Source organism: Flavobacterium xinjiangense, assembly GCF_900142885.1.
Taxonomy (GTDB): domain Bacteria; phylum Bacteroidota; class Bacteroidia; order Flavobacteriales; family Flavobacteriaceae; genus Flavobacterium; species Flavobacterium xinjiangense.
This window is the reverse complement of record NZ_FRCL01000019.1, coordinates 35790-52566: the sequence shown is the minus strand read 5'-3', so window position 1 is coordinate 52566 and position 16777 is coordinate 35790. Positions and strand designations below refer to the sequence as shown.

Below are 16777 nucleotides of genomic sequence, written 5' to 3'. Positions count from 1 at the left end.
GTCAGGAATGTTAAATTTTAAGCATGAATCTCTCAGGGATAGTAAATCCTTATCAATTGCTTTTAACACTTTCAATTTAAAACTAACAGAGTAACTCTGGTTCTTTCTTGGTAGCAAACCACTACATCCATATTGCCTATAAAATCCAACCCATTTACGAATATTAGATTCATCCGGACCTTTTTGCTTTGAAACATAATTACAAGAATAATGTTTTTCTAATACTAATTTGACGCATTCAAGCTTAAACGCATAATCATACTTGACTTTTCTTTCCATAAAAATACCCCCAAATAGTGTCTAACTTTTTGGGGGCAGTCTACATGTGAGGCTTTCTTTTGAACTTATTTAAAAATGATTATTTCTTAATAAATGATTTAACGACAGTGTCTTGACCATTGTTTAATTCGAAGAAATAGATTCCTTTGCTTAGGTTGCTTACATTGATTTCACCACCAGAAGTTTTTCCAGTTTGAATTTGGAATCCTAGAGAATTGAAAATTTTGTATGAGCTTACTTTATTTTCTTTTACAGAAACATTCAATACTTCTGAAGTTGGATTTGGATACAATACAAATGCTTCAGTAGTTGTTGCAGTTTTTGCAGATTTAGGAACAGCTATTTTAGCTGTTGAAACGTAAGCTGTTCCAACTCCTACTGCGTAAAATGCATTAGTCGTTGCAATCACCTCTAGAGAACCAGCCCCATATAAGTCAGTAGCAGCTTGAATTCCGTACGTTCTTGCATTTGCGTAAGTGGAGCTTGACGTCATGTAAACACTTTCCATACGGTAAGTTATTTTAGCTGCTTTATCAATTCCAATACCTGTTATGCTGTAAGAACTTCCTAGGTCATTTGTTCCTGTCTTACCTTCGGTTAAGATATAGAACCAGTGATTTAAAACACCGCTATTGTTATGAACACCACATTGATCATTGTTAGAAGTTGGTCGGCATTTAGTTTGGCTTGTCCAATTTGCTCCACCGTAAGTGTCAGGTTGTCCTTCACTTTTAGGATTACTCATAGAACGTAAAGATAAGTGTCCTGCTCTTCTTTCGATATCTTCACCAATTAACCAACGTTGTTTGTTTGGCGCGGCATAATACTCAATACAAGCTCCCCAGATATCGGAAAGCGCTTCATTCATTGCTCCAGATTCTTTTTGATATGCTAAGTTAGCAGTATTTGTACAAACAGCATGGCCTATTTCGTGTCCAGCTACATCGATTGAGGTCAAGATATCAAAACCACCAGTTCCAGAACCATCACCATAAGTCATCACACTTCCATTCCAGTATGCATTATTGTAAGCTGAGCTATAGTGAACGTAGCTTTTTATAGCTGCTCCAGCGTTGTTATAACTGTTTCTTCCGTGAATAAGAGAAAAGTAGTCATATGTCTTTTCAGCTCCCCAATGCGCGTCTAATGCTCCATTATCCTTGTTTACATTGTTATATTCAGCGGCAGTCCAGTTGTTGTCTGCATCTGTAAAGTTAACTGCTGCAGTGTAGCTAGTCCCCTTTTTCATATTGTAAGTCATAACTCCGCTTCCACGAGTGGCATCAGATAAAATGTATGATGCTCCGCTAAGAGAAGTTTGAATAGATTGCGTTCCGCTGTAACGTGTGTCAGCATTAGCTGCTACAAAAGCTGTAGCCATACTTTTATTTCCTGTTTTTTTGTCAACTGATGGTTTTGATCCGTTGCTGAATTCACCTAAATGCTTAATCGTAGCGTTGTATAATAAAGTTACTCCAGTTACTGCATCAACATAGATGTCTCCGCGGCTTACAGGATTTGTAGCATAGATGTCAAATTTGTAAGCTAAGCGAAGTTGCTCCGTTTTTTTACCGTTGTTATCTTCATCTGTAAGCGGAAGTAAAACTAATTCTCCTGCAGGTTTTTGATAATCGTTTAATTTTGCTTCAGCTGGTGAGTCCCAAAGATATTTTGAAGCTCCAATTTGCTGTAATGCACGATTAAATGCTTGTTCCTTTGATAAAGAAGGACGTGTATTTACATTGTCTAATTGATAGAACTCTCCGCTCATAGATTCAAGTTTCCCAGATTTCGAGTGAAGCGTGTAAGTTGAAAATTCCACTTTTACTCCTTGGTGAAATAATTGAAATTTTTCGTGTGAGATTCCTAATTTGTCTGTTTCTGATTTTGTTTTAGAAAAATTAGAATTGTTTTTTAAACCTAATAGTTCTACGAATGCGGTTTGAGAATCAGTAGATTTATAAGTTGATTTTTCATTAAAGGTGATTAAGGATGGTTTTCCTCTTTCATCTGTGAATTTTTGTTTCACATTTTTGTTAGCATCTTGCGCATTTGCTTCAAAAGCAAAAATAGAAACGCTAGCCAGTACTGCAATTTTCCCGAGTAGTTTTGTTGTCATTAATTTGGGGTTTTGGTTAGTTTTGATTTTTTAAATTAAAAATTTATTTTTTCAAATTTAACAAAAAACACATACGATGTTATTAAAAACTGCTTTTATTTTTTATTTAATGCAAAATAAAAGGAGTTTTTATCAATAAAGTAGTGTCAAGGCTGATGCAGCAAGACATCAGTAAATAAGAAAAGGGGGCATCTTTTTAAGACAACCCCCTTTTGATCTGAGAAAAAAGAAATATTATTTTTTGATAAATTTCTTAGTCATTCTTTTTTGACCGTCGTTTACTTCCAAGAGATAAATTCCAGCTCCTAATTTGCTAACATTGATTGCATTTTCAGAAATTTTACCTGACTCAACTTGTTGGCCTAAGTAATTGATAACTCTAAAAGAAGCACTTCTGTTGTCTGCCATTTTAACATTTAAGAATTCGTTAGCTGGATTTGGTGACATCGTGTAATCAAAAATGTTATTTTCATTACCCAAATCACCTGCAAAACTTGTATTAAATCCTGCAATAGCTGCCCCTCCAATATTTACAGTATAGTCTTCTACTTCTCCGTAAGAAAAAGTTTCACAAGCCGTTTGAGCTGCATTATATTTCATAGAAACTCTCATTCTTGTTGCTCCTGCCAAAGCAGTTGTTGGAACAGTAAATGTCGCTGTTAGGTTAGCGCTGCTAGAAGAAGATCCAGAAACGATTTGTTCAGCAGTTTCAAAAACACCGTTTTTGTTATAGTCAATCCAGATTTTCCAATACTCAGTATATGCTGAGCCACTAAAACCTGCGCTAAATAAAATGGTGTTTGAACCATAAGGTACATTTCCTGTCAAAGCTGTAAAGTTTCCGTATCCTGCATTTGCACCACTTGTATTAGCAATTCCACCTAAACCAACATAGTCGATGTATTCAGACGTTGCATTACTTCCTTTTGAAACGCAATACGTTACTGTAGTTCCTGATGTTGTAACATTTACTACATTACTTGCAGCAGATAAATTACCGGCAGCATCTTTTGCTTTTACAGAGAAAGTGTAAGCTGTAGCAGCAGTTAATCCTGAAACAACATAAGTAGTTCCTGTAACTGTGGCTTTTAAAGTAGCCCCTTGATAAACATTATATCCTGTAACTGCTACATTATCAGTAGAAGCTGTCCAGGATAAGTTTGTTGTTGTTGAAGTAGTTCCTGAAGCTGCTAAACCAGCTGGTGTAGATGGAGCGATAGTATCAGCTGATCCAGCATATGCGGCACCAACCCCTACGGCATAAAATGCATTTGTAGTAGCAATTACTTCAGCAGAACCAGCTCCAAATAAGTCGACTGCTGATTGAATACCGTATGTTCTTGCATTAGCATAAGTAGAACTTGCGGTCAAGTAAACGCTTTCTAAACGATAGGCTATTTTTTCCGCGTTAGCTATTGTAATCCCAGTTACATTATATGCGCTTCCTATATCATTTGTCCCTGATTTACCAATAGATAAAATATAGAACCAGTGATTTAATACTCCACTATTAGTATGTACACCCCCTGAATCTGCAGTTCCTGTATACCAATATGTACCTTTGTAGGTATCTGGTTGTCCTTCAGCATTAGGATTGCTCATAGAACGTAATGACAAATGTCCTGTTCTTCTTTCGATATCTTCGCCAATTAACCAAGTTGATTTCGTTGGTGCTGCTGAAAACTCAATACAAGCTCCCCAGATATCTGAAAATCCTTCATTCATTGCACCCGACTCATTTAAGTAAGTTAAGTTGGCTGTATTGCTACAAACGGCGTGACCAATTTCGTGACCAGCAACATCTAATGCCGTCAATATGTCAAATCCACCAGTTCCGATACCATCTCCATAGGTCATTACAGAACCGTTCCAAAAAGCATTATTATTGTCTGGATATCCAGCCGCAATTAAGTTATAATGGACATAACTTTTTATTTTTGCTCCGGCATTATCATAACTATTACGACCATGTTTAGTTGAAAAATAGTCGTATGTTTTTTCGGCGCCCCAATGTGCATCTAAAGCTCCGTTATCTTTATTTGTATTATTAAATTCCGTAGCGGTCCAGTTATTATCTACATCGGTAAAATTAGTTGTAGGATAGGTAGCCGTTCTCGCCGAATTATAGGTTTGAACTCCTAAACCACGGGTCGCATCAGATAAAATATAAGATGAACCACTTAATGTAGTTTGAATGGATTGAGTTCCACTATAACGTGTTGCAGCATTAGCAGCAACGAAAGCAACAGTGCTCGCTTTTCCTTTTGACGTTTCTGCAGAAGTTGCATGGCTGCCGTTGCTATATTCACCAAGATGTTTGATAATTGCATTGTAGAGTAATACCTCGCCTGTCACAGCATCAATATACACGTCACCACGACTTAGTGGTAGTGAAGCATAAATATCAAATTTATAAGCCAAACGTAAGTTGTTGTCTTTTAACTTTGAAGTTGGACCATCTAACATAGGAAGTAAAACTAACTCTCCAGTTGGTTTTTGGTAGTTCATTGCTGTAGCATCTTCTGCTGAATCCCAAAGATATTTTTTAGCGCCAATTTTTTTCAATGCGCGGCCAAAAGCTTGTTCTTTTGATAGAACAGGTTGAGTATTCACCTTATCCAATGAATAAAAATCACCACTCATTGATTGTAATTTTCCAGATTTGGAGTGAAGCGTGTAAGTAGAAAATTCTACTTTTATTCCTTCGTGGTACAATTGGAATTTGTCATGCGAAAAACCTAATTTGTCTGTTTCAGATTTAGTTTTAGAGAAATTGGAGTTAACCTTTAATCCTAATTGTTCTGTGAATGCTTTTTGAGAATCTGAAGATTTATAGGTAGATTTCTCATTAAAAACGATTAACGAAGGTTTCCCTCTTTCGTCAGTAATTTTTTGCTTTACGTTTTTACCTGCATCTTGTGCACTTGCTTCTAATGCAAGAAAAGAAACGGATGCAAACAATGCAATTTTTCCGAGTAATTTTGTTTTCATGTATTTGTTGTTTTGGTTAGTTCTGGCGACGAATTTAACAAAAAAATAACACAAAGGTCGTTTTTTGTTAAATAATTCTATATTTTATTACCTATACCCATAAAACGCTGAGAACTTTGTATTAGTTTAAACAAGGATTAAGGGCGCGAATTCTGAAAAATTGTAAATCAAAAAAAATGCATCCGTTAATAGGATGCATTTTTTTAGTGTAATGCAAGTCAAAAATAATTTGATTTTAACCAATGATCATTTCAGGAATTTCGCCTTCAATTATTAAATCTGCTTCAGTTGAAGCAATTATATGTTCTACGGTTACTCCTGGAGCACGTTCTAAAAGTTTGAATCCTTTGGGTGTTATTTCCATTACGGCTAATTCTGTAACTACCTTTTTAACACAGCCAACACCTGTTAACGGAAGTGTACATTTTTTGAGAATTTTTGACTCTCCAGCCTTGTTGACATGCATCATGGCAACGATAATATTCTCGGCGGAAGCCACTAAATCCATTGCGCCTCCCATACCTTTAACCATTTTACCTGGGATTTTCCAGTTAGCGATGTCGCCATTTTCCGAAACTTCCATCGCTCCAAGAATAGTCAAATCAACGTGTTGCCCACGAATCATTCCGAAACTCATTGCAGAATCAAAGAAGCTAGCGCCGGGTAGGGTTGTTATGGTTTGTTTTCCAGCATTGATAATGTCAGCGTCTTCTTCTCCTTCAAATGGGAATGCACCCATTCCCAGAACGCCATTTTCGCTTTGAAATTCTACATCAATTCCTTCTGGAATATAATTGGCTACTAAAGTTGGAATTCCGATTCCTAGATTCACGAAATAACGGTCTTTCAATTCTTGTGCAATACGTTTTGCTATTCCTATTTTGTCTAATGCCATGATTATTCTTTTTTTCTGGTTGTACGTTGCTCGATTCTCTTTTCGTATTTTTCTCCTTGAAAAATGCGCTGTACAAATATTCCAGGAATATGAATTTGATTGGGGTCAAGTGTTCCTGCTTCAACTAATTCTTCTACTTCGGCAACCGTTATTTTGGCGGCACCTGACATACAAGGATTGAAGTTTCTGGCGGTTCCTTTAAAGATTAGGTTTCCTGCTGTGTCACCTTTCCATGCTTTTACAATAGCAAAATCAGCATTGAAAGCATGTTCCATAATGTGCATTTTTCCATTGAATTCCCTAACTTCCTTACCGGCTGCTACTTCGGTTCCGTAACCTGCAGGGGTAAAAAAAGCAGGAATCCCAGCTTGCGCTGCACGGCAACGTTCTGCTAATGTTCCTTGTGGTATAAGGTCAACTTCTAGTTCTCCAGAAAGCATTTGGCGTTCGAATTCAGCATTTTCACCTACATAAGAAGAAATCATTTTTTTGATTTGACGCTTCTGCAAAAGCAATCCAAGGCCAAAATCATCTACACCGGCATTGTTTGAAATACAGGTTAAATCTTTAGTTTCTTTTTTTACTAATTCGGCGATGGAATTTTCTGGAATACCACATAATCCGAAACCACCCAGCATGATTGTCATGCCGTTTTCAATTCCCTGAAGGGCGTCCTGAACGTTATTTACTGTTTTGTTGATCATATAATTTTTTTTAGCCCAGATGGAAACGGCATCCTTTTTATCTTGTCTCGTTCTTAAAACGAGACAAGATAAAAAGATATAGTGTACAGCTGGAAATAGCTCCTAATTCTTATTTTGGTGGAATTACGGGATTAATTATAATTCGAATTCTTCGGTGTCTTGTTGTATGTCCGTTGTGTCTTTCACTCTTCGGGGAGCAGAATAACAATCTACTTTTATGGAAAGATTTGGGGGTCTGTTGAAATCTTCTTTAGAGACTTTAAGACCTGGATCCGCATAGCAAAGTTTCATGAAATAAGCCCAAACTGGCAATGCTGCAGTTGCGCCTTGTCCGTAAGTAATGCTTTTGAATCGGGCAGAACGGTCTTCGCAGCCTACCCAAACACCCGTTACGAGATTAGGAACCATTCCCATAAACCAACCATCGGACTGGTTTTGAGTAGTACCTGTTTTACCTGCAATTGGGTTTTTGAATTGATAGGGATAACCGGTCCAACGATTGTCACCGCTTCCTCCGTATGTTGTGCGTAATCTATCTCCCGATCCACCTTCAGTTACCCCTTCAAGTAGTTTTATCACTGCAAATGCGATATCTTTATTTAAAACATCATGCGATTCAGGGATAGGTTCGTAGATTACGGTACCGCTTTTATCTTCTATTCTGTTTAGGAATTGTGGTTTAGTGTACACACCTTGGTTAGCAAAAGTGCTGTAGGCGGCAACCATATCTTCAACAGTAATTTCTACTGCTCCTAATGCAATAGATGGCTGTACAGGAATATCAGACTTTACACCTAATTTGTGGGTTAGTTCTACCACTGCTTCCGGACCTACTTTATCCATTAATTTTGCAGATACCGTATTGATAGAATTAGCCAAGGCTCTTTTTAAAGTAACCATTCCTCTATATCTGTTGTCAGAATTTTTTGGTGTCCAAGATTCCGTAACATGGTGACGTCCCACTGGAATTGTAAACGGCGAATCTATTATGGAGTCACAAGGAGACATATTTAATTGTTCGATAGCGGTAGCGTAAACAAATGGTTTGAATGTCGAACCTACTTGTCTTGCGCCTTGTCCTACGTGGTCATACTGAAAATATTTGTAGTTGATACCTCCAACCCAAGCTTTGATATTTCCTGTTTGTGGTTCCATTGCCATCAATCCAGACTGCAGAAAATGCTTGTAATAACGGATAGAATCCATAGGAGTCATAATCGTATCTCTTTCTCCTTTCCAAGAAAAGACAGTCATTTTCGTTTTTTCGTTGAACGATTTTATAATTTCTTCGTCGCTTTTATCCAGTGATTTCATAACCTCCCAACGATGTGAAGATTTCATGGCTTGGTTCAGAATGCGCTGTGTTTCTTTTGTAGAAATATTAACAAAGGGAGCATTTTTATTTCCTTTTGATTGAATAAAGAATTCTTCTTGAAGGTTTGCCATATGAGCAGCTACTGCTTCTTCAGCATGTAATTGCATTCTGGAATCTATGGTGGTGTAGATTTTTAAACCATCTTTGTAAACATCATAATCAGAACCATCTGGCTTTTTGTTTTCTTCAGCCCATTTTTTGAGGTAATCACGCAGGTATTCTCTAAAATAAGTAGCCGTTCCTTCTTTATGGGTTTCTAATTTAAAATGCAAAGTGATAGGTAAACTTTGTAATTTTACTTTCTGATCTTCTGTAATGATATTTTGTTTCTCCATTTGCAAGAGCACCACATTTCTGCGATTTTTCACCCCTTCTGGATTTCTAACCGGATTATATAGTCCAGAGTTTTTAAACATTCCAACTAATATTGCTGATTCGTCAATGGATAAATCTTTCGGTTCTTTCGAAAAATAGGTTTTTGCCGCAGAACTAACCCCTACAGAGTTGTTTCCAAAATCATAAACGTTACAATACATTGCAATTATTTCGTTTTTAGTATATTGTCTTTCCAGACGAATGGCGATGATCCATTCTTTTACTTTTTGAACTATTCTAAAAGGTAAAAATTTAGAGCCTTCACCATGAAATAATTGTTTAGCAAGTTGTTGCGTTAATGTACTTGCTCCACCACTTGTTCCTAAACTAGCAATAGCTCTCAAAGTTCCTCTGCCGTCCACCCCTGAATGCTCATAGAAACGTGCATCTTCTGTTGCTACTAAAGCTTGTACCAGATTTTTTGGTAAATCTGAATATTTTAATTGAGACCTGTTTTTTTCGAAATATTTTCCCAGTACCACCCCGTCAGAAGAGATGATTTCAGTTGCTAAATTGGAGTCTGGATTCTCTAAATCTTCAAAAGAAGGCATCGAACCCAAAAGGCCCCATGAAGCAAATAAGAAAAACAAACCAATGGCACCTAATCCGTAAAAGAAGATTTTCCAAAATTTCTTTTTGTAATAGGTTGTGTCTTTCTCTATATTTCTAGTCTGATTATTGTTTTTTTTGACAGCCATAATACTATTTTAATCTTTTTTTTCTACTCTAAAACCCACTTCTGTAATTCCATCTAAAAGCATTACACCCGGAACTTTTCCAGTTTCTCGAACTGCCTGCTTGATGTGAACTTTATACTTTCCTTTAAACTTTTCGTTTTCTTTATAAAAGAGTTTACTTTCTTTAATGTCTGAAAATCCATCACCAAGCAGTGATCCATCTGGATTTGCCATTTGGTATTCCAAAGTGTCCACTTTTGTAAAGCCATTAGGACTTTCAATAGCAACAATTAAAAACAGATTATTGTATTTATAATTGTTGTTATCTCTCAAATTGACGAATAAATTATATCGTTTAGTTGAATCTAATTCCGGCAGATCGAAGGTTACAATACTGTCTTTATGCCAAGCACTCCCAACAGATTTGTATTCATCAAAAACTCTTTTTTTATCGCATGAAAAAAGGAGTACTGTAACCAAAAGCAATAAAGCGCTATTTTTTAGGCTCATTTTTAGTGATAATTATAGGTTTTCTTGCAATTACTGGTTTTTTGTCAGCGGTGTTTTTGTCAGCAGGATTTTGTCTGTTGCTATTTGCAGGCTTATTATTGTTGTTATTTGCCACAATTAAATTTTCTCCTGCAGGTTTGCGTTTTTTAGGGTGTTTTTTCTTTGCTTTTGGTTGGTCAAATCGTGTTAAACTCTCTTGACCCATAGCATTGTTGAAGTTTTTTTCTGGCTCCACGACAATTTCAATAGCAAAGTCTTCCAATGATGACACTTTATTTTTCAACTTGTTTTCGGCAATGATTTCTTTAACCTGCTCAATTTTCAATACATGCCAGTTAGCAAAATTGTTAGTGTAGGCAAACCACATTAATCCTTTGAAAATGTCTTGTTTTTGACAAATTGCATCTCCTTTTTCAGTTACCAATTTTGTTTCAAAATCAGGAAAACCTTTCAAAGCGTCCATGTAAGTATCTAACTCGTAGTTCAAGCAGCATTTTAATTTACCGCATTGTCCAGCTAATTTTTGTGGATTTAATGACAATTGTTGGTAACGGGCTGCTGAGGTGTTTACACTTCTAAAATCCGTTAGCCAAGTAGAACAGCATAATTCTCTTCCGCAAGAACCAATTCCTCCTAAACGAGCTGCTTCCTGGCGGAAACCAACTTGTTTCATCTCGATTCTAGTGCTGAATTCTTTTGCAAAATCTTTGATTAAAGCACGAAAGTCAATTCTATCGTTTGCTGTATAGTAGAAAGTCGCTTTAGAACCGTCACCTTGAAATTCAATATCTGAGATTTTCATTTCCAGTTTTTGAGCAATCGCTAATTCGCGCGCTCTAACTTTCATAGGTTCTTCTTTATCGCGAGCAGTTGACCAGATGTCAATGTCTTTTTGAGATGCTTTTCGGTAGATTTTGGGAACCTCGTTGCTATTAGGATTTACTCCTTTTTTCTTCATTTGGATTCGCACCAATTCCCCTGTCAGAGTAACAATTCCTATATCGTGACCAGGTGAAGCAACGGTAGCCACAATGTCTCCCATGCTTAAAGTCAATTTTTCAGTATTGCGATAAAACTCTTTTCTTCCGTTTTTAAAACGGACTTCAACACAGTCAAAAGGAGCCTCGCCATTAGGTAAACTCATATTTGAAAGCCAATCGAAAACAGTTAATTTGTTGCAGCTATCGGTGCCGCAAGTCCCATTATTTTTACAACCCTTAGGTGCACCACCATCAGAAGTTGAACAACTTGTACATGCCATAATTTTATATGTAGTGTTGCACGGATGCAACTTAAGTTCTTAAAAAGATTAATGTGTAAAGATAGCATTTTTTAATTTTAAGTTACAATGGCTGAAAACGTCAAAAAATCATAAATTTTTAATAAAAAAACCCATTACGATTTGGTTCGTAATGGGCAAATTTAGTAAGATTTTTATCTTTTATTTAATCTAAAATTTTATACAATTTATCAGATAAACGAATTCTAAAAGGCAGTTTGAAAGTACAAGTATCTCCAAAAATTGCTTTTTCAGCAGCAATTTCATTAACAAACATATTCTCAATTGTCATTTCTTGTTCGCCGGTTGTGGAACCTTTGATTAAGATTTTGTCGCCAATTTTGATTTCGTTTTCTTCGATAAGGAACTGACCAATACTTGGTTTTGGAAAGAAATGTGTTCCTTTTCCAATATAAATTTTCTTAACTTTTAATTCTTTTTTTACGGCTTTTTTCGATTTTTCTGCAACAAAAACGCCATGAGTTTCTTCATTGTTTTTGAAAGTCAAAACATCCGATTTTCCTTTTTTGAAAATCATATTGCCGTTTTTGATTCCTCTGCGAATGGCTTTTTGTTCGTCTTCCGGAAGGTGAATTACACTCACACATTCGGCAGAACAACAACCTTCCATAGCGGTTTTGCATTCTTCACATTGGATGAAAAGCAGATGACAACCTTCATTCACGCAATTCGTATGCACATCACACGGTTTTCCGCATTGGTGGCATTGCGAAACAATATCGTCTGTGATTCTTTCGCCCAAACGGTGATCAAACACAAAGTTTTTCCCGATGAATTTACTTTCTAAACCTTCAGCTTTTACTTGTCGTGTGTATTCTATAATTCCGCCTTCCAATTGGTACACGTTTTCAAAACCTTTATGCTTGAAATAGGCGCTGGCTTTCTCGCATCGAATTCCTCCGGTGCAATACATCAGTAGTTTTTTGTCTTGTTTGTGTTCTGAAAGTTGCTCTTCAATAATTGGTAAACTTTCGCGGAACGTATCTACATCGGGTTTTATGGCTTTGGTAAAATGTCCAATTTCGCTTTCGTAGTGATTTCGCATATCGACCACAATCGTGTTGGGGTCTTCGAGAAGTTCGTTGAATTCTTTTGCTTTTAAGTGAATTCCGATATTTGTAACATCAAAAGTTTCATCAACCAAACCATCAGCAACAATCTTGTCGCGCACTTTTACGGTGAGTTTCAAAAACGAGTGGTCATCCTGTTCGACAGCAATATTCAACCGAATGCCTTTCATAAAATCATAGGCTTCGATGCAATCTTTAAACGCATAGAAATTATCTGCAGGAAGTGATAGTTGGGCGTTGATTCCTTCACTGGCTACATAAATTCTGCCCAAAACCTCTAAAGGATTCCACGCCAGAAATAATTCGTTACGAAATTGTGTTGGATTTTGAATTTGCGCATAAGCATAGAAAGACAAAGTTAATCTTTGCTTTCCGGCATCATCGATCATGATGGCTCTTTCTTCTGCGCTTAATGTGTTATACAGTTGCATGCTATAAACAGTTTTAAGTTGAGAAAATTATTTTTGCAAAAGTAAGGAAAAAGTTGCTGAGTTGCAAAGTTGTGGAGGGTATGATTTTTTTAGCCCAGATGGAAGGGAAAATCCTATGCTTTATAGCATAGATTGGAATGACAGCTGGATTAGCTTCAAATAAAAACAATAATTATTTGTTGCAAAATAGTAAATTAGAATCTTTGGAAAATTTTGGAATTCTGGTCTTTTTATTGCTTTTTTCACAAGTTAATATCTTACCATCTTATTTGAAAAGTAAATATAATTGATTAACTTTCAAGTGTGTAAGTTTATTTTTGTTAAGCTTGTCAGATGTCAAATCTAATACTATCAAATTATGAAAATCTCCTTTGAAAAGAAAATATTCCTAGGATTTGTCATCAACGTACTTGTTGTGATTGCATCAGGCTGGATTTTTATTTCACGACTTAGCAGCAAACGAGATAAGTCGATGGATTCGCGGTTGAATTGGATAGAGATTTTCCTTTTTTTTCTTTCGGTTGTTTTGTTAATCGTAGTTTACTTTATTATTCGGGCGCAATTACAAGCTAAGGCTATTTCTCAAAATCTTCTTTTAGAAAACAAACAACTCCTTCAGTCCATAATTGATAATACCACGAATCCCATTTTTATAAAAAAAATAAATGGAGAGTATTTGCTGATTAATAAGCAATTTGAGTCCTTATTTCAGATTTCGAATGAAGAAATTATAGGTAAAACAGATGAAGATTTTTTGCCTAAGAATGTGGCTGATGCCTATCGGGATTCTGATTTTGAAGTGGTAAAAGCGCTTAGGGAATTAAAGACAGAAGAGACCATTCAACAGCCGGATGGACCGCACACTTACATTGCCGTGAAATTTCCTTTGTTTGATTCTAAAGGTAGGGTTTATGCTGTGGGAGGGATTTCTACCGATATTACAGATAGAAAAAAACTGGAAGAGTCCTCTAAATCAGCTGATAAATTCTTTAATATGTCATTAGATATGTTGATTATTGCTTCAGCTGATAAATTTATAAAAATAAACCCTGCGGTCAGTAAAATTTTAGGTTACTCTGAGGACGAGCTCTTAAGTCAGCCCTTTCTTTCGTACGTTCATCCTGATGATGTTGAAATTACCAAAAAAGAGGTTGAAAAACTTCAAACAGGTATGGTCTCATTAAAATTTGAAAATAGGTATATATGTAAGGATAGATCTTTCAAATGGATTCTCTGGTCCGTTTATCCGGATGTTTCAACAGGTTTATTATATGCCGTTGCAAGAGATATTACGGATATAAAAGCAACTGAAAATTCCATAGCAGAAGCCAATAAGTTTTTTAATATGTCTTATGAATTGTTTGTAGTAGCCAAAGGAGATTACTTTATAAAAGTGAATCCGGCTTTTACAAGAATTTTAGGTTTTAGTCAAGAAGAGATGAATGATAAACCATTTCTGTCTTTTTCACATCCGGATGATCTTAAGGCATCTACTGAAGCAATTGAAAAATTAAAAAATGGGGGTACTATGATCAATTATAGAGCTAGAGCACTCTGTAAAGACGGATCTTATAAATGGTTGGAATGGTCCAGTGCAATTGATGTGCAAACAGGAATGATGTATGCGGTGGCTCGGGATGTTACGGAAAAAATACAAAATGAGGAATCGTTGAAAATATCCAATATGTTTTTTAACATGGCATTCGATATACTTACTGTGGCTAAGGATGAACATTTTATTAAAATTAATCAAGCTTTCACCAAAACACTTGGTTATAATCAAGAGGACATGGATCGGTTAAAATTCATGGATTTAATTCATCCCGATGACAAAGCAACAGCCACTGAAATATTATCTAAACATCTAAAAGGCGAACCGGTTGTCAATTTTAGAACGCGATTTCTTTGTAAAGACGGAACTTACAAATGGCTGGATTGGAATAGTAATATGGATATTCAACAAGGAGTTTTTTATTCCGTTGGGCGAGATGTTACAGAATTGGTTAAATTAGAAGAAGAAGAACAAACCGCAATCGATGAACTTTATGAAAATGAAGAAAAATTGAGACTGATAGTAGAAAATATTGGGGAAGGCGTTATTGTTGCCAATGCCGATAAAAAAATTGTTTTAGCCAATGAAATGGCTAATGAAATTTTTGGAATCGAAGAAGATGAAAAGATATCATCGCACTTGACGGACCATTTTGAATTGTATTTTCCTGATGAAAAAACTATTTTTCCTTCACAAAATTTACCTATGGAACGGGCATTGAACGGTGAAATAACTGATGATGTTGAGGTAGTACTGTGGAATCCGGTTGCTCAGCAAAAAAAGCGGGTTCTCATTAGCGGAAGACCGCTGGTGGATCAAAATAACAAAGTTGTTGCTGCTGTTGTCACCATTAAAGACATCAGTAAATACAAACAACTCGAACAGGAATTAAAAGAAACTGAGTTAAAATACAGACAGCTTATAGGATTTAGAAAAGGGGGAGATACGGTCATTTAATTTCTTTTTATCATATAAAGTATCGTTGACTGCTGGTATATCCGTGCAATCAAGGTCTAACCGTTTATTTCTGCTTTGAAAATAGGATTTACTATCCTTTTCTTTTACTTTTTCAGGTATTATTTCATGGTGAAATCCCGAAATTCTATTTAGTAATTAAAGATAATTCACTAACTTTCATCTATATAAGTGAATAATTATTTAGCTTATAACGGTTGCTACATGTTGAATTTTAATACCTAAAGCCATGAAAATTTCTTTTAAAAAAAATATATTCCTAGGGTTTATTATCAATTTATTTGCTGTAATTGCTTTGTCATTGGTTTTTGTTTTGGTATTTGATAGACAAAGAGAATTAACTCTAGATAAAAAATTGAATTGGATAGTGTTGTCATTGTTTGTTCTTTCCGTCATTTTATTCTCTTTCGTTTATTATATTATTCGCCCGCAACTTCATGCTAAAAGAGTTTCCCAAAACTCCCTTTTTGAAGATAAGCAACTGCTTGATTCTGTATTTGATAACACTTCTAATCCCATTTTTATTAAAAAAATAAATGGGGAGTATTTATTGATTAATAAACAGTGCGAGTCTTTATTTCAAATCTCGAGTGAAGAAATAAAAGGCAAAACAGATCATGATTTTTTGCCTAAAAAACTAGCAGACGCTTACCGGAATTCAGACCTTGAAGTTCTAAAAGCAGAAAGAGAATTAAAAACCGAAGAAACCATTCATCTGCCGGATGGTTCCCACACCTACATTGCAATTAAATTTCCGTTGTATGATTTGGCAGGAAGAATTTATGCAATTGGAGGGATTTCTACAGATATCACCGAAAGGAAAAAATTGGAGGAAACATTCAAAGCGGCCGACAAATTATTTTATATGTCCTTAGATATCATGGTTATTATGTCGGAGGATAAATTTGTCAAAATTAACCCGGCATTTAGTAATTTATTGGGTTATTCCGAGGCAGAATTGTTGAGTCAACCATTTCTGACTTATGTACACCCGAAGGATCATGTAATCACAGAAAAAGAAATTGTTAAACTTCAAATGGGTATTTTAACAATAAAATTTGAAAACAGATGGATATGTAAAGACGAATCAATTAAATCTCTTGTTTGGTCAGCTTCTCCTGATCTTTCCACTGGACTGATATATGCCGTTGCCCACGATGTTACATTGCAAAAAGAAAATGAGAGCTCTTTGGTTGTTGCCCAGAAATTTTTTAATATGTCTTATGATATGCTTGTCGTTTCAAAAGGGGAGTATTTTGAAAAAGTAAATCCCGCCTTCACCAGAAACCTTGGTTACAATCAAAAGGATATGGATGGCAAGCCTTTTTTATCAATCGCCCATCCGGATGATGCTAATGCCTACATTGATGCCATTAACAAATTGAAAAAAGGGGAGTCCATGGTCAATCATAGGGCTCGTGCCCGTTGTAAAGACGGATCCTATAAATGGTTGGATTGGTCCAGTACTATTGATATTCAAACCGGAATAATGTACGCGGTGGCTCGTGATGTCACTGAAATAGT

At 35.9% G+C, this 16777-nt stretch carries 11 protein-coding genes; 2 read left to right on the top strand and 9 right to left on the bottom strand.

From position 1 onward, the window contains the following. From BUC23_RS16190 to trhO, 9 genes are all read right to left on the bottom strand, one after another. Window positions 1-279, bottom strand: a 279-nt coding sequence (locus tag BUC23_RS16190) for a transposase (RefSeq protein WP_139259779.1), incomplete at its 3' end; no start/stop codon positions are given. Between the two features lie 79 nt (window positions 280-358). After that, a complete protein-coding gene (locus BUC23_RS16180) occupies window positions 359-2398 on the bottom strand; it encodes a M4 family metallopeptidase (protein WP_167365600.1) in 2040 nt (679 codons plus the stop codon). Window positions 2399-2632: 234 nt separating this feature from the next. Next, window positions 2633-5389 (bottom strand): M4 family metallopeptidase, encoded by a 2757-nt coding sequence (locus BUC23_RS16175; RefSeq protein ID WP_073211389.1) that lies wholly within the window; start codon window positions 5387-5389, stop codon window positions 2633-2635. Window positions 5390-5624: 235 nt separating this feature from the next. Next, on the bottom strand, window positions 5625-6284 hold the full coding sequence (locus BUC23_RS16170) for a CoA transferase subunit B (protein WP_073211386.1): 660 nt from the start codon (window positions 6282-6284) through the stop codon (window positions 5625-5627). Between the two features lie 2 nt (window positions 6285-6286). After that, complete coding sequence (locus BUC23_RS16165; RefSeq protein ID WP_073211384.1) at window positions 6287-6988, bottom strand: CoA transferase subunit A; 702 nt, start codon at window positions 6986-6988, stop codon at window positions 6287-6289. A gap of 135 nt (window positions 6989-7123) precedes the next feature. Then, on the bottom strand, window positions 7124-9436 hold the full coding sequence (locus BUC23_RS16160; RefSeq protein WP_073211382.1) for a penicillin-binding protein 1A: 2313 nt from the start codon (window positions 9434-9436) through the stop codon (window positions 7124-7126). Between the two features lie 9 nt (window positions 9437-9445). Then, a complete protein-coding gene (locus tag BUC23_RS16155) occupies window positions 9446-9925 on the bottom strand; it encodes a gliding motility lipoprotein GldH (RefSeq protein ID WP_073211380.1) in 480 nt (159 codons plus the stop codon). Beyond that, window positions 9909-11186 carry a PSP1 domain-containing protein gene (locus BUC23_RS16150; protein ID WP_073211377.1) on the bottom strand — a complete coding sequence of 426 codons (1278 nt, stop codon included), beginning with the start codon at window positions 11184-11186 and terminating at the stop codon, window positions 9909-9911. Before BUC23_RS16150 ends, BUC23_RS16155 begins: the two co-directional genes overlap by 17 nt. A 184-nt stretch (window positions 11187-11370) precedes the next feature. After that, window positions 11371-12726 (bottom strand): oxygen-dependent tRNA uridine(34) hydroxylase TrhO, encoded by a 1356-nt coding sequence (trhO, locus tag BUC23_RS16145; RefSeq protein ID WP_073211375.1) that lies wholly within the window; start codon window positions 12724-12726, stop codon window positions 11371-11373. 358 nt (window positions 12727-13084) lie between these two features. Here trhO and BUC23_RS16140 point away from each other — a divergent pair, with 358 nt between their 5' ends. Further along, on the top strand, window positions 13085-15235 hold the full coding sequence (locus tag BUC23_RS16140; protein ID WP_084538385.1) for a PAS domain-containing protein: 2151 nt from the start codon (window positions 13085-13087) through the stop codon (window positions 15233-15235). 247 nt (window positions 15236-15482) lie between these two features. After that, window positions 15483-16777 (top strand): PAS domain-containing protein (locus BUC23_RS16135; protein WP_139259949.1); only part of this gene is annotated, 1295 nt, incomplete at its 3' end.